Annotated in this window: 19 protein-coding genes and 1 tRNA gene; 4 read left to right on the top strand and 16 right to left on the bottom strand. The window is 63.9% G+C overall.

Features of this window, described 5'->3' with window-relative positions; all coding sequences use genetic code 11:
• Nucleotides 1-224: 224 nt before the first annotated feature.
• Both J7024_RS07200 and J7024_RS07195 read left to right on the top strand, forming a co-directional pair.
• Nucleotides 225-1,037 (top strand): tyrosine-protein phosphatase, encoded by an 813-nt coding sequence (locus J7024_RS07200; RefSeq protein ID WP_233409972.1) that lies wholly within the window; start codon nt 225-227, stop codon nt 1,035-1,037.
• A gap of 338 nt (nt 1,038-1,375) precedes the next feature.
• Complete coding sequence (locus J7024_RS07195; protein ID WP_175752611.1) at nt 1,376-3,586, top strand: hypothetical protein; 2,211 nt, start codon at nt 1,376-1,378, stop codon at nt 3,584-3,586.
• A 78-nt stretch (nt 3,587-3,664) separates the two neighbouring features.
• Here the strand turns inward: J7024_RS07195 and J7024_RS07190 are convergent, their stop codons facing one another.
• From J7024_RS07190 to J7024_RS07125, 14 genes are all read right to left on the bottom strand, one after another.
• Complete coding sequence (locus tag J7024_RS07190) at nt 3,665-4,078, bottom strand: MerR family transcriptional regulator (protein ID WP_124825862.1); 414 nt, start codon at nt 4,076-4,078, stop codon at nt 3,665-3,667.
• Nucleotides 4,079-4,138: 60 nt separating this feature from the next.
• On the bottom strand, nt 4,139-4,525 hold the full coding sequence (locus J7024_RS07185; RefSeq protein WP_006486093.1) for an integration host factor subunit alpha: 387 nt from the start codon (nt 4,523-4,525) through the stop codon (nt 4,139-4,141).
• 69 nt (nt 4,526-4,594) lie between these two features.
• Entirely contained in the window at nt 4,595-7,024 is a 2,430-nt protein-coding gene (pheT, locus tag J7024_RS07180; RefSeq protein WP_124825863.1) for a phenylalanine--tRNA ligase subunit beta, read from the bottom strand.
• A gap of 95 nt (nt 7,025-7,119) precedes the next feature.
• Nucleotides 7,120-8,133 (bottom strand): phenylalanine--tRNA ligase subunit alpha, encoded by a 1,014-nt coding sequence (pheS, locus tag J7024_RS07175; protein WP_006753318.1) that lies wholly within the window; start codon nt 8,131-8,133, stop codon nt 7,120-7,122.
• A 149-nt stretch (nt 8,134-8,282) separates the two neighbouring features.
• The gene (rplT, locus tag J7024_RS07170) at nt 8,283-8,642 is read right to left on the bottom strand and encodes a 50S ribosomal protein L20 (RefSeq protein ID WP_004192938.1); all 360 of its coding nucleotides are present in this window, start codon (nt 8,640-8,642) and stop codon (nt 8,283-8,285) included.
• A gap of 30 nt (nt 8,643-8,672) precedes the next feature.
• Entirely contained in the window at nt 8,673-8,870 is a 198-nt protein-coding gene (gene rpmI / locus J7024_RS07165; RefSeq protein WP_004191477.1) for a 50S ribosomal protein L35, read from the bottom strand.
• 190 nt (nt 8,871-9,060) lie between these two features.
• Nucleotides 9,061-9,585, bottom strand: coding sequence for a translation initiation factor IF-3 (gene infC / locus J7024_RS07160; RefSeq protein ID WP_080599380.1), 525 nt, complete (start codon nt 9,583-9,585; stop codon nt 9,061-9,063).
• A 49-nt stretch (nt 9,586-9,634) separates the two neighbouring features.
• Nucleotides 9,635-11,542: a threonine--tRNA ligase gene (thrS, locus tag J7024_RS07155; protein WP_175770611.1), complete on the bottom strand. Its 1,908-nt coding sequence runs from the start codon at nt 11,540-11,542 to the stop codon at nt 9,635-9,637.
• Between the two features lie 269 nt (nt 11,543-11,811).
• Nucleotides 11,812-11,888 (bottom strand) — tRNA-Val (locus J7024_RS07150).
• A 95-nt stretch (nt 11,889-11,983) separates the two neighbouring features.
• Nucleotides 11,984-14,218, bottom strand: a complete 2,235-nt coding sequence (locus J7024_RS07145) for a RelA/SpoT family protein (RefSeq protein WP_124825865.1) — start codon at nt 14,216-14,218, stop codon at nt 11,984-11,986.
• 40 nt (nt 14,219-14,258) lie between these two features.
• Nucleotides 14,259-14,612 carry a RidA family protein gene (locus tag J7024_RS07140; RefSeq protein ID WP_027784253.1) on the bottom strand — a complete coding sequence of 118 codons (354 nt, stop codon included), beginning with the start codon at nt 14,610-14,612 and terminating at the stop codon, nt 14,259-14,261.
• Nucleotides 14,613-14,693: 81 nt separating this feature from the next.
• Nucleotides 14,694-15,590 (bottom strand): alpha/beta fold hydrolase, encoded by an 897-nt coding sequence (locus J7024_RS07135; protein WP_175760420.1) that lies wholly within the window; start codon nt 15,588-15,590, stop codon nt 14,694-14,696.
• Nucleotides 15,591-15,786: 196 nt separating this feature from the next.
• Entirely contained in the window at nt 15,787-16,428 is a 642-nt protein-coding gene (locus J7024_RS07130; protein ID WP_175858884.1) for a CoA transferase subunit B, read from the bottom strand.
• A gap of 1 nt (nt 16,429) precedes the next feature.
• Nucleotides 16,430-17,134, bottom strand: a complete 705-nt coding sequence (locus J7024_RS07125) for a CoA transferase subunit A (RefSeq protein WP_012328363.1) — start codon at nt 17,132-17,134, stop codon at nt 16,430-16,432.
• A gap of 224 nt (nt 17,135-17,358) precedes the next feature.
• Between J7024_RS07125 and J7024_RS07120 the strand changes: the two genes are divergently transcribed.
• Nucleotides 17,359-17,904, top strand: coding sequence for a LuxR C-terminal-related transcriptional regulator (locus J7024_RS07120; RefSeq protein WP_098549026.1), 546 nt, complete (start codon nt 17,359-17,361; stop codon nt 17,902-17,904).
• Between the two features lie 105 nt (nt 17,905-18,009).
• Here J7024_RS07120 and J7024_RS07115 read toward each other — a convergent pair whose 3' ends face one another.
• The gene (locus J7024_RS07115) at nt 18,010-18,441 is read right to left on the bottom strand and encodes an acyl-CoA thioesterase (RefSeq protein ID WP_234744944.1); all 432 of its coding nucleotides are present in this window, start codon (nt 18,439-18,441) and stop codon (nt 18,010-18,012) included.
• A 32-nt stretch (nt 18,442-18,473) separates the two neighbouring features.
• Nucleotides 18,474-19,250 carry an SDR family oxidoreductase gene (locus tag J7024_RS07110; RefSeq protein ID WP_096506850.1) on the bottom strand — a complete coding sequence of 259 codons (777 nt, stop codon included), beginning with the start codon at nt 19,248-19,250 and terminating at the stop codon, nt 18,474-18,476.
• A gap of 178 nt (nt 19,251-19,428) precedes the next feature.
• Here J7024_RS07110 and J7024_RS07105 point away from each other — a divergent pair.
• Nucleotides 19,429-19,614: NAD(P)-binding protein (locus J7024_RS07105; protein WP_234744939.1), on the top strand; the 186-nt coding region annotated here is incomplete at its 3' end.

Raw genomic sequence — 19,614 nt, 5'->3', positions numbered from 1 at the left:
CCCGGCGCGAGCGCGGCGCGCACGGCGAATCGTCCGACCGCATGTCGATCGACGCGGCCTATCCGCGCTTCGCCGCGTCGTGCGGAAAGCGTCGGCAGCGATCCCGATCGCAACCGCGATCGCGACTTCCTGTAACAGTCTCCGACAAAGGCCAGTGAATGAACCAGAAAAACGAATTTTCCCGTCGACATTTTCTTCGGCTGGGTGCCGGCACTTTGGGCCTCGTGCTCGGAAGCACGCCGCTACTGTCCGCGTGCGGTGGCGACTCGATCTCGGTCGCCCCGGTCACGACGCCCAGACTCGGTTCGGCGGCGAACTTTCGTGACGCCGCGGGACCCGATGGAACGGGCTACGCGTCGACAAGCGGCGCAGCGATGAAAAAAGGCGTGGTCTACCGGTCGTCGGCGCTCGCATTGTCCGCTGCCGACGTTGCGACGGTCGACACGCTCGGCATCACGCAGGTCTGCGACCTGCGCACGACGTCCGAGATCCACGCGCAGCCGGACGTGCCGCTGGCCGGCGCCACATGGCAGAACCTCAACGTGCTAGGCGTCACCGACATCGGTCCGCTACCGACCAACGGTGCGACCGCAGCAGCCTTCATGCAGACCATGTACCGGGCATTCGTGACGACGGAAACGGCGCGGACGGGTTACCACACGCTGTTCGCCGGATTTGCCGCGTCCGGCGGCAATCTTGTCTTTCACTGCACGGCCGGCAAGGATCGCACCGGCTGGGCTGCAGCCATTCTGCAAACGATCGTCGGCGTCCCGCAACAGACGATTCTCACGGATTACCTGCTGACCAACGTCTACAGCGCATCCGAAATCGCCGCCTATGTCGCGCAGGCGCAGAGAAGCGGCGGACAGGATGCGGCCGACATGATGGCCGCATTGCAGGGCGCGCGAACGGCCTATCTGCAAGCGGCATACGACCAGGTCGCCACGTCGTACGGGTCGATGGCGTCGTACATCGACAACGGCCTGCAGCTCGACCAGGCAACGCAAAATGCGATCCGGCAGCGCCTGCTGGTCTGAGCGACTCCACCGGCGCCGATAGCGAAATCGCCCGATTGCCATTTCCGAATCGGTCGCGCGGCTCGGCCGATACGCAACCCGGCGCCGACCAACGCCGGGTTCGCCGATCCGGCACCTGACGGGTTGCCTCCCCGAAAACAAAAACCAAACGACCGTTTGATCCTGTCACCCCGCCGCCGCGAGTCCGTTGTCCTGCCGCGCGCCGGCCGGTCCCGCTCCGGCTCCCGCTGTTTGGTAACGCGGCTCTAGCGCGCTATGACACACTGCACGGCATCGACGTCCGCGCCGTGCATCGGCCGCGTGCGCTCGTCGATCATGACAAGACATGGAGACAGACGATGCGGAATGCGGTCCGGCACGGCCATCGCTCGCCTTTGGCAGTTTTCGACTGGATGTTCGGCCCGCGGCGCGCGGCCATTTCGATTTCATATGGCACGCCCCGTGCGCTCGGCTGCGGCGCGCTTGCGCTCACGCTTCTCTGCGCCGGCTGTGCGGAACCTGCCGCGCAGCGTGACGGCAACGCATCGAGTGCGTCGACGAAGATCGAACGCGCAAAAGCCGAACGTCTCGCGCAAGAGCAGCAAATCGCCCGCACCGTGCCTTCGCTCGCATCGATCAGCCTCACGCAACCGCGCCCGTTCACGCTGCGCGACTCGGGTCAGAGCGGTGCAATGACGTTTCTGCGCGACGTCGATTTCCGCATCGTCAACAACCTCGGCTTCTTCATCCATCAGTTATCCGCAACGCTCGTACCGACGCAGGCCGGCGCGCCAATCGTGTTCGACGATCCGACGAGCTTCGAGATCGACGTGCATGAGGGCGCCGTCACGCTCGACAACGCGAAGCTGACGGCGCTGTTCAATACGTACATCTTCGGTTATCGCAACGCACCGCTGCGCAAGCTCGTCGTATCGGCCGGCGACGGCGTGATCCACCTGCAAGGCGAGATGCAACGCGACGGCTGGGTGCCGTTCTCGCTGACCGGCACGCTCGCGATCCGCGACGGCAGCCAGCTCGTGTTCCACCCGACCGGCGTGCGCGTGTCGGGCATCAACGCACAGCCGGTGATGCGCGCGGCCAACGTGAAGATGGCCGATCTGCTGAAGGTGGAAACGCCGATCGCTCGGCTTGCCGGCGACGACCTCGTGATGTCGGTCGACAAGCTGATGCCGCCGCCGCGGCTGAAGATCAGGATCACCGCGCTGCGCGTGACGCCGGCCGGCCTCGACCTGACGCTCGACGACGGCAGGCGTGCCGGCTTCGCGCTGCCCGCGAACGCACCGCAACAGGCGATGTACATTCGCGGCGGCGACGTGAAGTTCATGCGCTCGATGCCGATGAACGCCGATATCCTGATCGGCCCTGTCGATCCGACCCGGCGTAACCAGAACTTCGTGTTCGACCTGTACCACTATCGCGATCAGGTGTCGGCCGGCTATTTCAATTTCAACGAAAACGGCGCGATGACGATCCGAATGCCGTCGTACGCGGGCCCGGCCAGCGGCGCCCCGCTCGGCAATGCGGCCGCTCGCCTGAACGACAGTTTCCTCGCCGCCCAACAGAACGCGCTGCACGATTCGCGCGAGCACTGGGAAGCGTTTGCGCTCGCGGCCGGCGCCACGCAGCCGGGCATGCAGAAAGTCGCGATGCGGCGTTCGTCGACGACACCGTTCAACGAACGGCACGTATCGAACCGCAACCCGACGATCCATCTGCACAACGTCGACTTCAACCTGTCCGGCGACATCGGCTTCCATGTCGAGGATCTCGACGCGCAACTCGTCGCTAAACGCCCCGGCGAACCGGTCGACCTCGACGATCCGAACCAGTACGACATCCGCATTCTCGGCGGTACGGTCGTCGAGTCTTGGAAGGCGATGTCGGCACTCTTCAACAACTATCTGCTCGACTACTCGCCGCGCTCGCTGAACGACCTGCAATTGAGCGCGGACGGCCAGAACCTGCGCGTCCAGGGCGGCATCAAGCTGTGGAATCACGTGCCGGGCGTGTGGCTGCCGACCGACATGAAGGGCTCGCTGTCGGTACTGGACGACCGCCACCTCGCGTTCAAGCCGTCGCAGGTGTCGGTGCTCGGCGTCCCGCAGGCGAAGCTGTTGCGCTCGCTCGGCATCGAGCTCGCGTCGCTGACGCCGCTGCAGCGCCGCGGTGCCGAATTGCGCGGCGACACGCTCGTGCTCGACCAGTACACCGTGTTTCCGCCGCCGATGCTGAACGGCAAGCTCGGTCAGGCGACGGTCGAGCGCGACGGGCTGCGCCTCACGTTCCGGCGCGCCGCCGACGCGCCTGCGCCGAAGCGGCCGCAGATCGACGCGCCGAGCTACATGTGGATGGAAGGCGGCGACATGAAGATGTTCAACGTGCTCGAACTCAACGTGCGCGCGTTGATCCGGAACTCCGCCGAGGCCGGTCCGATGCGTTTCGACCTCTACGGCTACCGCAGCCAGGTCGCGCAGGGTTCGGTGCGGATGCTGCCCGACGGCACGCTGGTCGTCGACATGGGGCAGCCGAATCCGCTCGCGTCGCGCTGACGAATGCAGCTCGCATGCATCAAAAAAGCCCGGTGGCGCTTCGCCAACCGGGCTTTTTACTTGATTCGCGCGTCTCGCTCAGTCGTGCTTCAGTCCGTCGATCACGTCGAGCAGCGCCTGCCGCAATGCGATGACGTCGACCGTCGTTCCCTGCTTGCCCGGTGCGCGCGCGTCAGCGGCCGGTGCTTCAGGGGCGGCCGGTGCCGCAGCAGCGCGTTCGCTGCCGGGCGAGTCGAGCCGGTTGCGCGCCCCGTTGATCGTGAACCCTTGTTCGTACAGCAACTCGCGAATCCGCCGGATCAGCAACACTTCGTGGTGCTGGTAGTACCGGCGGTTGCCTCGCCGCTTCACCGGCCGCAACTGCGTGAATTCCTGTTCCCAATAACGCAGCACGTGCGGCTTGACCCCGCATAGTTCACTGACTTCACCGATCGTGAAGTAGCGCTTCGCGGGAATCGGAGGCAAGACGACTTTCTCAACCGTAGTGGTCATCGTCGGTTAACCGTCGGTAAAGGGTGCGCGGCGGCCGCGCGGAGACGTCGGCGCGCGGCTTTACTCCGCGCCGTTTTCGACCAGCGCCTTCAGCTTCTGGCTTGCGTGGAAGGTTACCACCCGGCGGGCCGCGATCGGAATCGCCTCGCCCGTTTTCGGATTACGGCCCGGACGCTGCGGCTTGTCGCGCAGCTGGAAGTTGCCGAACCCCGACAGCTTGACACTTTCACCGTTTTCGAGCGCGTCGCGGATCACTTCGAAAAACGCCTCGACCATGTCCTTCGCTTCACGCTTGTTCAGCCCGACGCTGTCGAACAGCAGCTCCGCCAGTTCCGCTTTCGTCAGCGTCGGCGTCTCGGTGGACGCCGGCGCCGAAGCGTCGCGGTTCATGGCGCTGCGTTGCGCCGTCAGGAGGGCTTCGAATTCACTCGAGGTCATGTCGTTCATATCTGCCATACAGCGCGTTAAACCAAAACTCACGATGGGGAAAAGCCACCCACGAACGGGCGGCTCTCCTTAGCCGCGCAGACGCGCACCAGCACGAGCCATCCGCTCGACCAGCGTCTGGATCGCCTGATCGACGACCTCGTCCTGTAGCGTGCCAGCCGCGTCCTGCAGCGTCACGCGAAAGGCAAGGCTCTTCTCGTGCGCGGCAAGACCACCGGAAGTATTTGATTTTGCACGAAATTCGTCGAAGAGTACAACCTTCTGAACGAATCGGCAGGCGTCTTCGGCCAGCGCCTTCTTCATTTCGTCGAAAAGTGCCTGAACCTCGACTGCCTGGTCGACCACTACGGCGATATCGCGGCGAACCGGCGGGAATTTCGACACGTCGGTCGGCGCCGGCAGCGCACGCGCGATCAGCGCGTCAGCGTCGATTTCGAACATCACCGGCGCGTGCGGCAGCTCGTACTTCTGCATCAGGCGCGGGTGCAGCTCGCCGATCCAGCCGACCAAGCGACCATCGATTTCGATGTGCGCGCTGCGGCCCGGGTGGAGGGCCGGATGTTCGGCCTTCACGAAGCGCGCAGCCGCCGGCGCGAGCAGCGCCTCGAGATCGCCCTTCACGTCGAAGAAATCGACCGCGCGAGTGGTCACGCCCCATTGCTCGTCGACCGCCGGCCCGTAAGCCAGTGCGCCGACACGCTTCGGTTGCGTGTACCCTTCGACCGTCAGCTCGCCCGCCTTCACCGACGGATCGGCAAGGAACACGCGGCCCGCCTCGAACACGCGCACGCGATCCGCGCGACGGTTCAGGTTGTGGCGCAGCACCGAGATCAGGCTGCCGAACAGGGTCGTGCGCATCACCGAAAGCTGGCTCGCGATCGGGTTCAGCAGGCGGATCGGGTTGTCGTTGCCGGCGAAATCGTGCTCCCACTCCGCATCGACGAAGCTGAAGTTGACCGTTTCCGCATAGTCGCGCGCCGCGAGCGCATGACGGATATCGTGGATCGAGCGTTGCGTCTCATTGGTCGCACGCATCTCGCTCGTCGCGACCGGCGGACGCGCCGGGATCTTCTCGAAACCGTAGATACGCGCCACTTCCTCGATCAGGTCTTCCTCGATCTCGATGTCGAAGCGGTGCGACGGCGGCGTGACCAGGAACGCGTCATCGTCGCGCTCGAACGGCAGGCCCAGGCGCGTGAAGATGTTCGCGATCTCGTCGGCTTCGATCTTCACGCCGATGATGCGATTCGCGCGCGAGACCCGCATCTTTACCGGAGCGCGCTGCGGCAGGTTCACCGCCTGATCGTCGACCGGGCCGGCCTTGCCGCCGCAGATCTCGAGAATCAACTGCGTGATGCGCTCGACGTGCTCGACAGTCGTCGCGTAGTCGACGCCGCGCTCGAAGCGATGGGCCGCATCGGTCGAGAAGTTGTACTTGCGCGCACGGCCGCGGATGCTGTCCGGCCACCAGAACGCCGCTTCCAGGTAGATGTTGGTCGTATCGAGCGTGACGGCCGTGCTGTCGCCGCCCATGATGCCCGCGAGGCTTTCGACCTGGTGATCGTCCGCGATCACGCCGACCGTTTCATCGAGCTCGACGGTGTTGCCGTTCAGCAGCTTCAGCGACTCGCCGCGCTTGCCCCAACGCACCTCGATGCCGCCGTGGATCTTGTCCAGATCGAACACGTGCGACGGACGGCCAAGCTCGAACATCACGTAGTTCGAGATGTCGACGAGCGCCGACACGCTGCGCTGGCCCGAACGTTCGAGGCGCTCCACCATCCACTGCGGCGTCTTCGCGCGTGCATTCACGCCACGAATCACGCGACCCGAGAAACGGCCGCACAGATCAGGCGCGGCAATACGCACCGGCAGCGTCTCGTCGAGTTCGGCGCGCACCGGGCGGATGTCGACCGGCGTCAGCGGAGCGCCCGTGATCGCGGCCGTCTCGCGTGCGATGCCGAATACCGACAGGCAATCGGCCTTGTTCGGCGTCAGCTTGATTTCGAAGACCGTGTCGTCGAGATTGAGCGTATCGCGGATATCCTGGCCGACCGGCGTGTCTTCCGGCAGGATCAGCAGGCCGCTGTGGTCTTCGGACAGTTTCAGCTCGCGTGCCGAGCACAGCATCCCCTGGCTCTCCACGCCGCGCAGCTTCGACAGCTTGATCGCGAACGGCTTGCCGCCCTCTTCTGCCGGCGGCAGTTCCGCACCGACCAGCGCGACCGGCACCTTGATGCCGGGCGCCACGTTCGGCGCACCGCAGACGATGTTCAGCGTCGCGCCGGTGCCGGCGTCGACCTGGCAGACATTGAGCTTGTCCGCATCCGGATGCTTGACGACTTCGAGCACGCGGCCGACGACGATCTTCGACGTCGGCGGCGCAGCCTTGCTCAGCGATTCGACTTCGAGCCCCGCCATCGTCAGCGCGTGCGACAGCTCGTCGGTCGTCAGCTGCGGGTCGACAAAGGTTCTCAACCAGGATTCAGGGAATTGCATGGATGTCTACGTTCGAAACAGGTTAGATCGACGCCCGGGCCCTGCGGAAACGTCCGGCGGGGCATGCACGGGCACATGTCGGCACGGCGCGTGCGTTATGCGAACTGGCGCAGGAAACGCAGGTCGTTCTCGAAGAACAGCCGGAGATCCTGGACGCCGTAGCGCAGCATCGTCAGGCGCTCGAGGCCGCTGCCGAACGCGAAGCCGATGTAGCGCTCGGGATCGAGGCCCATATTGCGGATCACGGTCGGATGCACCTGCCCCGAGCCGGAGATCTCGAGCCACTTGCCGGCATTCTTGCCGTGCTCGAACATCATGTCGATCTCGGCCGACGGTTCCGTGAACGGGAAATAGGACGGCCGGAAGCGCACGAGGATGTCGTCGCGCTCGAAGAATTTCTTCAGGAAATCGGTATAGACGCCCTTGAGGTCGGCGAAGCTGATGTTCTCGTCGATCCACAGCCCTTCGACCTGATTGAACATCGGCGAGTGGGTCGCATCGCTGTCGACGCGATACGTGCGGCCCGGCGCGATGACCTTGATCGGCGGACGGTTCATGCGCGCGTAACGCACCTGCATCGGGCTCGTGTGCGTGCGCAGCAGCAGCTGGCGGCCGTCGGCATCCTTGCCTTCGACGTAGAAGGTGTCCTGCATCGAACGCGCCGGATGGTTCTCCGGGCTGTTCAGCGACGTGAAGTTGTACCAGTCAGTCTCGATTTCGGGACCGTCGGCCACATCGAAGCCGATCGAGCGGAAAATCTGTTCGACGCGTTCCCACGTGCGCATCACGGGGTGCAGGCTGCCTGCACCGGCGCCGCGACCCGGCAACGTGACGTCGATCGCCTCGGCGGCGAGGCGCTGGTTCAGGAGTGCGTCGGCGAGCGCCTGGCGACGTGCGGTCAGCGCGGCTTCAACCTGCTGCTTCGCGACGTTGATGCGTGCGCCTTCGGTCTTGCGTGCTTCGGGATCGAGCTTGCCGAGGCCCTTGAGCAACTCGGTCAGCGCACCCGACTTGCCGAGGAATCGTGCTTTCTCGTTTTCGAGCGTGGTGATGTCGGCAGCCTGTTCGAAGGACTGCTGCGCGTCGGCGACAATCTGGTCCAGATCCATAGATCCCATCATTTCCAACGTCATTCGATCTTGGCGTGCGAAATCGCCCCGCCAAACAAAAAAGGGGCTCGGAAGAGCCCCGTTTTCGCTGCAGCGGCCGAGACTACCGGAACATCGCTGCAACTAACCACGCAGTGCTAATTTCTCAATTAGGCTGCAACGGCGGCTTTCACCTGCTTGACGATCGCAGCAAAAGCAGCCTTGTCGAACACCGCCATGTCGGCCAGGACCTTACGGTCGAGTTCGATCGACGCCTTCTTCAGGCCGTTGATGAACACGCTGTAGGTCATGTCGTGCTGGCGAACTGCCGCGTTGATACGCGTGATCCACAGTGCGCGGAACACACGCTTCTTGTTGCGGCGATCGCGGTACGCGTACTGACCAGCGCGCATCACCGCTTGCTTGGCGATGCGATAGACGTTATTGCGACGGCCGCGATAACCCTTGGCCAGGTTGATGATCTTCTTGTGGCGGGCCCGTGCGGTTACCCCACGTTTGACTCGAGGCATGTTTCTCTCCTTAGAGTATCAGTTGAGGGGTTACGCGAACGGCAGCATCGCGCGGACGGAGTTCAGATCGGAATCATGAACTGCCGTTGCGCCGCGCAGGTGACGCTTGTTCTTCGTGGTTTTCTTGGTCAGGATGTGACGCTTGAAGGCTTGACCGCGCTTGACGGTACCGCCCGGACGCACCACGAAGCGCTTTGCAGCACTCTTCTTGGTCTTCATCTTAGGCATGACGAACAACTCCAGTTTATTAGATGGCGATGGGTGTGCGGTTGGCTTGCGCCCTTGACCCGCCCTTCGAAACCCAGTCCACTTGTGTACGGCGAACCGCTTGCGCAGCCGCCGTCATTGCTGGCGCGCCGCCCTGACCGGGCCACGCACCGAACCACTTTCGAACCTGCGCGCGTCGCGCGCGGGCCCGTTACTTCTTTTTCTTCGGCGAGAGCACCATGATCATCTGGCGCCCTTCCATCTTCGGCATCTGCTCAACCTGGCCGACTTCCTCAAGATCCGTGCGCAGACGCTCAAGCATCCGCATACCGATCTCCTGGTGAGCCATTTCACGGCCGCGGAAACGCAACGTGATCTTCGTCTTGTCGCCCTCTTCGAGGAAGCGCACGAGATTGCGGAGCTTGACGTTGTAATCCCCGTCATCGGTACCCGGGCGGAATTTGACTTCCTTCACCTGGATGACCTTCTGCTTCAGCTTCGCTTCGTGCTGCTTCTTGGACTCCTGATACTTGAACTTGCCGTAGTCCATCAGACGGCAGACCGGCGGAACCGCTTGCGGCGCGATTTCCACCAGATCGACATCCAGCTCTTCCGATTTACGGAAAGCATCAGCGAGTTTTACGATACCGAGCGGTTCGTTCTCGAGCCCGACCAGACGCACTTCCGGCGCAGTGATTTCACCGTTGATGCGATGCGACGACTTATCAGTAGCGATGTTACGTTTCCTCTAAAAATTAAAAAAACGAGCCGCGCTGCCAGGGCGGTTACTTGAACGAACGCAGGTCTTCCTGCAGACGCTCAACGAAGGCTTCGATCGGCATAACGCCAAGATCGACGCCGCCACGGGCACGCACGGCTACCGTTTGCGCATCACGCTCCTTATCGCCCACGACGAGGAGATAAGGCACCTTTTCCAGCGTGTGCTCGCGTATTTTATAGCTAATCTTCTCGTTGCGCAAATCGGCCGCCACTCTAACCCCTTGTTTTTGCAACGTTTGGGCCAGAGATTGTGCATATTCCGCCTGACTTTCGGCGATATTGAGCACAACTGCCTGGAACGGCGCGAGCCAGACCGGCATCGCACCAGCATGGTGCTCGATCAGAATGCCGAGGAATCGTTCCATCGAACCGACGATCGCACGGTGCAGCATCACGGGCCGGCGACGGCTGTTGTCTTCCGCGACGTACTCGGCGCCGAGGCGCTCCGGCAGCACCATGTCAAGCTGCAGCGTACCGCACTGCCACGAGCGACCGAGCGCATCCTTGATGTGGTATTCGATCTTCGGGCCGTAAAACGCACCCTCGCCCGGCAGCTCTTCCCACAACAGGCCGCACGCCGTCAGCGCGTCGCGCAAGCCCTGCTCGGCGCGATCCCAGGTTTCGTCCGTGCCCGCACGCTGCTCAGGGCGCAGCGACAGCTTGATGTCGATATGCTCGAAGCCGAAATCCTTGTACACGCTCATCGCCAGCGTATTGAACGCGATCGACTCGGCAATGAACTGCTCTTCCGTACAGAAGATGTGCGCATCGTCCTGCACGAAACCGCGCACGCGCATCAGGCCGTGCAGCGCGCCCGATGCCTCGTTGCGATGGCACGAACCGAATTCCGCGTAACGCAGCGGCAGGTCACGGTACGAGCGCAGGCCGTGCTTGAACACCTGGACGTGACCCGGGCAGTTCATCGGCTTGATCGCGTAGTCGCGCTTCTCCGACTCCGTCGTGAACATGTTCTCGCGGTAGTTCTGCCAGTGGCCCGACGCCTCCCACAGCGAGCGATCCATGATCATCGGCGTCTTGATCTCGAGGTAGCCGGCATCGTTCACGCGGCGGCGCATGTACTGCTCGACCTGCTGCCACAGCGCCCAGCCCTTCGGATGCCAGAACACCATGCCCGGCGACTCTTCCTGCATGTGGAACAGGTCGAGCTGCTTGCCGAGCTTGCGGTGGTCGCGCTTCTCCGCTTCCTCGAGCATGTGCAGGTATTGATCCTGGTCTTCCTTCCTGGTCCAGGCCGTCCCGTAGATGCGCTGCAGCTGCTCGTTCTTCGAGTCGCCGCGCCAGTACGCGCCCGCGACCTTCATCAGCTTGAAGACCTTCAGCTTGCCGGTCGACGGAACGTGCGGGCCGCGACACAGGTCGGTGAAGCCGCCGTGCGAGTACAGCTTGATTTCGTCGCTTTGCGGAATCGACTCGATGATCTCTGCCTTGTACTTCTCGCCGATGCTGCGGAAATAGCCGGCCGCCTCGTCACGCGACACGACACGACGCGTGACCGGCTCGTCCTTCTTCACGAGCTCCTGCATGCGCTTTTCGATCTTTTCCAGATCTTCGGGCGTAAACGGGCGGTTGTACGAGAAGTCGTAGTAGAAACCGTTGTCGATCACCGGGCCGATCGTCACCTGCGCGTCCGGATACAGCTCCTTCACGGCATACGCGAGCAAGTGCGCGGTCGAGTGACGGATGATGTCGAGACCGTCGGCATCCTTGTCCGTGACGATCGCGAGCGATGCGTCGCGATCGATGACCGTGGACGTGTCGACGAGCTCGCCGTCGAGCTTGCCGCCAAGCGCAGCTTTCGCAAGGCCGGGACCGATCGAGGCAGCAACCTCGGCAACTGTCACCGGATGCTCGTATTGTCGAACTGAGCCGTCAGGCAAGCGTATCGAAACCATAGCAATCTCCGTGATACCAACAGTGGGCGGCAAACCAGGCACGCGATATAAAAGTCACGCGCAAAATTTCGCGACAAAAAAAATGCGGCCCCGCTTTCGAGGGGCCGCATTCGATACTTCACTCAGACTGAAAGGGCGAAAACGTTCCTCGACTAGCGTCGCTCCGAAAAGGTTTCGGTCAACGTTCGCGGTGTCATAACCGTATTCGCCTTGTTCGCGTTGAGTTATTACTGCATCGAACACCCGGAAGCCGGGCATTCTCAATTCGTTGGTAGGCTCGATTGGACTCGAACCAACGACCCCCACCATGTCAAGGTGGTGCTCTAACCAGCTGAGCTACGAGCCTAGTGAAGCTAAGATTATATGGAGCACCCGCTAACTTGGCAAGTGTTTTATGCGGTCGCAGCAAAACAACGATGTTCCAACCCCATTACAGGGCCGTCACGCCTTCCGCCCCGCCCGCACGACGCCCGGCACTTCGCCGAGCAGCGTACAGGCGCGCTGCACCTGCGCCGAGTTCGACACCTCGACCGTGAACTGCATGAATGCCGCATTGCGGCGACTCTGCGTCTTCACGCCGACGACGTTCATCTTCTCGCGTGCGAACACTTCGGAAATATCGCGCAGCAATCCCTGGCGATCGCTCGCCTCGATCATCAGGTCGACCGGATAGACGGACGCGCCCCGCCCGCCGAGCACGTCGGCCGACCAGGTGGTCTGGAGCACGCGCTCCGGCGCGCGGTCGGCCATCCGCTGGAAAGTCGGGCAGTCGCTGCGGTGGATCGACATCCCCTTGCCGCGCGTCACGAAACCGCTGATCGGATCGGGCGGCGCCGGACGACAGCAGCGCGCAAGCTGGGTCAGTAGCGCATCGACGCCGACCACCAGCACGCCGGTCGACGCGCCATGCGCAACGCTCGCCCCGCTGCTGCGCTTCTCGAAATCGGCGGGCGCCTCGGGAGCATGCTCCGGCGGCGGCGCATCGGACAGCGCCTGCTCGACGTTGCGCAGGCTGAACTCTTCCTTACCGACCACCGAGAACAACTCGTCGGGCGACTTGAAGCCCAGCTTCGCGGCAAGATTGTCGAGATTGACCGACGTCTTGCCCTCGCGCTGCAGCGTCTTTTCGACGAGCGCGCGGCCGTGCGCGATGTTCTCTTCCTGCTCGATCGAGTTGAACCATGCACGCACCTTCTGGCGCGCGCGCGGGCTCTTCAGGTAGCCGAGCTGCGGGTTCAGCCAGTCGCGCGACGGGCCACCCTCCTTCACCGCGACGATCTCGACCGTCTGGCCGTTCGCAAGCGACGTATTCAGCGGCACCATCACGCCGTCGACGCGTGCGCCGCGGCAGCGATGACCCAGCTCGCTGTGCAGGTGATACGCGAAATCGACCGGCGTCGCGCCCTGCGGCAGCGCGATCACGCGCGCCTGCGGCGTGAGCACGTAGATGTGGTCGTCGTCGAGCGACGTCTCGCGCAGTTGCGCCCACGCCTTGTCGCCCGACACCTCGGCGCCGTCCTCGACGTCGTCCTTCCATGCGAGCAACTGACGCAGCCACGCGATCTTCTCGTCGTACTTGTCGCTCGCGGAGAACTGGCCGCCGTAGCCGCGCGCGCCGGCTTCCTTGTAGCGCCAGTGCGCGGCGACGCCGTACTCGGCGAAGCGGTGCATGTCCTGCGTGCGGATCTGCACTTCGAATGCGCGGCCATCGTCGCCGATCACGACCGTATGCAGCGACTTGTAGCCGTTCGGCTTCGGCCGCGAGATATAGTCGTCGAATTCCTTCGGAACCGGCTGCCACAGGTGATGCACGATGCCGAGCACCGCGTAGCAATCCTTGATGTCCGGCACGATCACGCGGAATGCGCGCACGTCGTACAGCTCGGAGAAATCGAGCTCCTTGCCGCGCATCTTGCGCCAGATGCTGTAGATGTGCTTGGGCCGCCCGCTCACGTCGGCCGGGATATGCGCTTCCGCCAGTTCGTGCTGCAGCCGCTCGATCGCCTGCGCGACGTACGCTTCGCGCTCGATGCGCTTCTCGTCGAGCAGCTTGGCGATACGCTTGTAGGTGACCGGATCCTCGAAGCGGAACGCGAGATCCTCGAGCTCCCACTTCAACTGCCAGATGCCGAGACGGTTCGCGAGCGGCGCATAGATCTCGAGCGTCTCGCGCGCGACGTCGGGTGGCGGGTCGATCTTCGCAGCCGCGTAGTAGCGCAGCGACTGCAAGCGCGACGCGAGCCGGATCAACACCACGCGAATGTCCTGCGCAAACGCGAGCAGCATCTTGCGCAGCGCTTCGATCTGCGTGCGCCGCTCTTCCGCCGCGTCGCGCCCTGTGTCGGGCATCGCGTTCTGCGCGGCGCGCAGGCTGACGGTGCCGAGCCGCAGCAGCTTGCGCACATCGGCCACGAGCCGCGCGACCTCTTCGCCAAAGCGTTCGGTCAGCTCGCGCTCAGGATCGCTCAGATGCGGCGTCAGCACGAACAACGCCGCCGCCTGCATCGCGTGCGGATCGACGTTCAGCGTGCGCATGATCGACGCCGTGCCCGCCGAGTGATCGGCAAGCAATTCGCCCGACGACAGACGCGCGTCGCCGGCCCGCTCGCGCACGAACGCGAGCACGTCGTCGAACGACGGCGTCGCGACGGAAGAAACGGAAGCAGACTCGGTCATCGTACGGCTTGGCGCAATGCGGTCATCGTCGGTGTTTCGCTCAGCTCCGTTGCGCGGCGACGACGACGATCTCGACGAGCAGCGCGGGATCCGCGAGCTTCGCTTCGACGGTGGCTCGCGGCGGCGTGTTGCCCTGCGCGACCCACGCGTCCCACTCCGCGTTCATGCCTTCGAAGTTCGCGAGATCGGAAATGTAGATCTGCACCGACAGCAGATGCGCCTTGTCGCTGTTCGCTTCCGCGAGCAGGCGATCGATGTGGCCGAGCACTTCGCGTGTCTGGCCCCGGATGTCCTGCGTGGTGTCTTCGGCGATCTGGCCGGCCAGATACACGGTACCGTTGTGGATCGCGGTTTCGGAGAGACGGGCCCCGACGTGGTGACGAATGACTGCCATGGAATGTTCCGGTCTGAATGAGTGAAGAAGAATCGGCGACAACGCGGCCCGCGTGCCGCCGAACCGCATATTATGACGCGATTATGCGTCGCCTTCGACGAAAAACCGGCGCGCAAGCGCAATCTGGTCGGCGCTGATGAACGCAGGCGCATGGCCGGCACCCGCAATCTCGACCTGCTTCACATGCCGGCCGCGACGCACCATCTCGGCCGCCGTCTCGCGCGACAGCAGGTCGGAGCTTTCGCCTCGCACGACCAGCAGCGATGCGTCGGTCGTCTCGATCGCACGCCACAACGCGGCTTCGCCGAGCGCGGCCAGCTCCGGCGTCGTCGCCTTGAACGGTTCGGCGATACGCGGATCGTAGCGCATCGTCCAGCGGCCGTCGGGCAGCTCGCGCAGCAACGGCCCGTTGATTTCGCGCCACTCGTCGCCGCTCAGCGCGCCGAACGGCAGCGACAGCGACGTCAGGTAGTCGACGCCTTCCTGCTCGGTCGAAAAGCTCGGCTGCACGCCGAGGTATTCGCCGATGCGCGCGAGCGAGTCGGGCTCGATGCGCGGACCGACGTCGTTGACGATCATCCGGTGCAGCGGTGAGCCGGGCAGCCCCGCGAGCGCCATGCCGATCAGCCCGCCCATCGACGTGCCGAACCAGTCGACCGATTCGACATCGAGCCGCGCGATCAGCGTCACCATGTCGGCCGCATATTGCGGAATCGCGTAAAGCCGCGGGTCGGCAAGCCAGTCGGACCGGCCGCGCCCGACGACGTCGGGACAGACGACGCGATACGTGTCGGACAACGCCGCGGCAAGCCGGTCGAAATCGCGCCCCGAGCGGGTCAGGCCGTGTACGCACAGCAGCACGCGCGGATTGGCGGGGTCGCCCCATTCCGTATAGGCGACATGATGAAGGCCGGCGGCGCTTGCACACTGCACGCGTCGCAGACGGGGAACCGGAGGATTCGCTGAGGTCGTTGGCATCGTTGGCATCCTGTCGAACGTGGGCGGCGCGGCGGGCAACGCACGCATTGCCCGATGCAGACGATTGTAAACCGCTTCGCCTGCGCGGGTCGGCACGCGCGGGAAGCATCGGCATGCGCACGCCGCCAAAGACAAACGCCCCGCATGCCGTCGTCCGGCATGCGGGGCGTCGCGACCGCGCTCGCGCGCGGCGAACTTATGCGACCGCGCTCACGTCGAGCGGCGCGCCCGTCTTCGTCTGAATCTCTTCGGCGCTCACGCCGTCGGCGAGTTCCAGCACCTTCAGGCCGTTCGGCGTCACTTCGATCACGCCGAGATCGGTGATGATCAGGTCGACCACGCCGACGCCCGTCAGCGGCAGGTTGCATTCGTCGAGAATCTTGTGCTGGTCGCCCTTCGCGACATGCTCCATCAGCACCACGACGCGCTTCACGCCCGCAACGAGGTCCATCGCCCCGCCCATCCCCTTGATCATCTTGCCCGGGATCATCCAGTTCGCGAGGTCGCCGCTCTTGCTGACCTGCATCGCACCGAGGATCGCGAGGTTGATGTGGCCGCCGCGGATCATCGCGAACGAATCGGCCGACGAGAAGATCGACGAGCCCGGCAGCGTCGTGACGGTCTGCTTGCCGGCATTGATCAGGTCGGCGTCGACTTCGTCTTCGGTCGGCGACGGGCCGATGCCGAGCAGGCCGTTTTCCGACTGCAGCCACACCTCGACGCCTTCCGGCACGTGGTTCGCGACGAGCGTCGGCAAGCCGATGCCGAGATTCACGTAGAAGCCGTCCTGCAGTTCCTTCGCCGCGCGCGCGGCCATATGGTCACGATTCCAGGCCATGTCAGTCTCCTTTCGCGCGTACGACGCGTTGTTCGATGCGTTTTTCAGGCGTCGCGTTCAGCACGATGCGCTGCACGAAGATCCCCGGCGTATGGACCTGGTCCGGATCGAGTGCGCCGTTCTCGACGATCTCCTCGACTTCAACCACGGTGATCTTGCCCGCCATCGCGCACATCGGGTTGAAGTTGCGCGCGGTACGGCGATAGATCAGGTTGCCGGACTTGTCGGCCTTCCATGCCTTCACAAGCGCGACGTCGGCCGTCAGCGACGGCTCGAGCACGTAGTGGCGATCGCCGAACTGGCGCGTTTCCTTGCCTTCCGCGATCACGGTGCCGTAGCCCGTGTTCGTGAAGAACGCCGGGATGCCCGCGCCGCCGGCGCGCAGCTTCTCGGCGAGCGTGCCCTGCGGCGTGAATTCGAGCTCGAGTTCGCCGGCCAGGTACTGGCGTTCGAACTCCTTGTTCTCGCCGACGTACGACGAGATCATCTTCTTGATCTGGCGCGTTTCCAGCAACAGGCCGAGACCGAAGCCGTCGACACCCGCATTGTTGCTGATGCAGGTGATGCCCTTGACGGCGGAATCGCGCAGCGCGGCGATCAGCGCCTCGGGAATCCCGCACAGGCCGAAGCCGCCCACCGCGAAGGTCTGTCCGTCGCGGACGATCCCTTCCAGCGCGGCAGCCGCGCTGGGATAGACTTTGTTCATCTGTATGTCCCTTCCTCTATGGAAACCAGCAAAACCGGTTCGCGCGCCTACACGGCCCGCAAGCCTGCCGCATCATTCTATGCATGCGTCGCGATGCGTGCGTCGAAGCGCGCTGTTTTTATATCGCGGCAAACCGCCGCGAGACGCCTGAAAGGGTACGATGCGGCGCGGATGCGGCACAATACGCAAAAATACATAAGCGTTTGCCTCCGCTTGCCTGCGCCATGCCCGCTCTCGATTACCAGACTGCCTTCCACCTCGCGCCGCTCGGCCTCGTGCTGTCGCGCGACCGCGTGATCGAGGACTGCAACGACGCGCTCGCGTCGATCTTCCGCTGCGCGCGGGCCGATCTGATCGGAAAATCCTACGAAGTGCTCTATCCGTCGCCGGACGAATTCCAGCGGATCGGCGAGCGCATCTCGCGCGTGATGATCGCGAACGGCATCTACTCCGATGACAGAATCATGAAACGGGCGGACGGCGAGCTGTTCTGGTGCCACGTGACGGGCCGCGCGCTCGACCGCACCGCGCCGCTCGCGGCCGGCGTGTGGACCTTCGAGGATCTGAGCGCGACGCGCCGGGTCGCCGTCGAACTGACGCCGCGCGAACGCGAGATCGCCGCGCAGCTCGCCACCGGCAAGACGAGCAAGCAGATCGGCCGCGTGCTCGATATCAGCTCGCGCACCGTCGACATCTACCGCGCGCGGCTGATGCGCAAATACGGAACGAACAATACGCCGGAACTGCTGCAGCGCCTGCTCGGCCAATGAAAGCGCGGCCGCAATGACAATCGGCCGCATGACGCGGCCGATTCGGGGATCATCCAGACATGACGACACACCGGCACGCCGGCACCGGGTGCATCGCTGCCGCGCTCAGTCGACCTTCGTCGCCAGCGCGCGCTCGATCGTGTCGCGCAGCAGTTGCGGCAGCGGTACCGACTTGCCGAGCGCGTAGTCGACCCACACGCAGCGCGCGTTCCCGCGCGCATAGACGTGGTGCGGATTGTCCGCACGCGTGAGCTCGAAACCCGTGTCGAAGCTGCTGCGGCCGGGCTTCGCGGCCGACATCCTCGCGATCACGTTGCCCGGATAATGCAGTTGCTTCAGGAACTCCATCGACGCGGTGACGATGACAGGCCCCTGCCCCTCGCCGTTGCCGCCCGCGATGCCGAGCTCCTCGAACCACGAGATCCGGGCCTGCTCCATGTAGCGAAAATAGACCGTGTTGTTCACGTGGCCGAACGCGTCCATGTCGCCCCAGCGAATCGGCATCGACATTTCAAAAACGGGGGAGTAATCGCTCATTGCTGCCTTCTTTGTTGCTGAATGTCATCCGCTCACGCGACGCCGAAGCCGTCGTCGGCGGAGATAATCGAGCCATTGATGAACTGCGACTCGTCGGCCGCGAGCAGCAACAACAGCCCGTCGAGATCCTGCGGCTTGCCGACGCGCCGGCGCGGCAGCATCGACTGCAGCTTCTGGCCCTGCTCGGTTTCCCACAGGTAGTGATTGATTTCGGTATCGATATAACCCGGGCAGATCGCGTTGACGTTGATCCCGTGGCGGCCCCATTCGAGTGCCATCGCGCGCGTCATCTGCACCACCGCGGCCTTGCTCATCGCATACAGCCCGATCTGCGGAAACGCGCGCAGGCCGGCCACCGACGCGATGTTGATGATCCGGTACGGCGGCTTGCCGGTGCCGTTCGAGCGCATGATCATCCGCTTCGCGACTTCCTGCGCGACGAAGAATGCGCCGCGCGTGTTCGTATCGAACACGAACTCGAAATCGGCCGGCGTCACGTCGACGAGCTTCTGCATCGTCGACACGCCCGAATTGTTCACGAGGATGTCGATCGTGCCGGCTTCCGTCTCCGCATGCGCGACGGCCGCCTTGATGCTCTGCACGTCGGTGACGTCGAGCGACACGACATGCGCGGCGCCGCCCGCCGCCTCGATCTCCGCACGCAGTTCCTTCAGACGCTCGACACGGCGGCTCGCGAGCACGACCTTTGCGCCGGCCTGCGACAGCACCTGTGCGAAGCGTTGCCCGAGGCCGCTCGATGCACCCGTGACCAGCGCGACCTTGCCTTCCAGATTGATCGATCGACCCATTGCACATCCCCTTTCGATGTCATTTCGCCACGACGGACGCCCTGTCCCGTGCAGCATAACCCTAGCATAAAAAATAGAACGATCGTGCTAATCTATTCGCATGCTGTTGCGGCAAGCGTTTCGTTTCGCAGACAATACGGTCCCGAATAAAAGCATTCTAACGGTTAGAGGAACGCCAATGACCCCCGCAAGCCTCATCGAGCAATACGGCCCGCGCGAATCGATGGAATACGACGTCGTGATCGTCGGCGGCGGCCCCGCCGGGCTGTCTGCGGCGATCCGGCTCAAGCAGCTGGCCGCCGAGAAAGGCACCGAGATCGGTGTGTGCGTGCTCGAGAAGGGTTCCGAGATCGGCGCGCACATC

This window comes from Burkholderia sp. WTPI3 (assembly GCF_021483755.1).
Lineage (GTDB): Bacteria > Pseudomonadota > Gammaproteobacteria > Burkholderiales > Burkholderiaceae > Burkholderia.
Note: the sequence above shows the minus strand (reverse complement) of the source record. Positions and strands in the feature narration are given on the sequence as shown.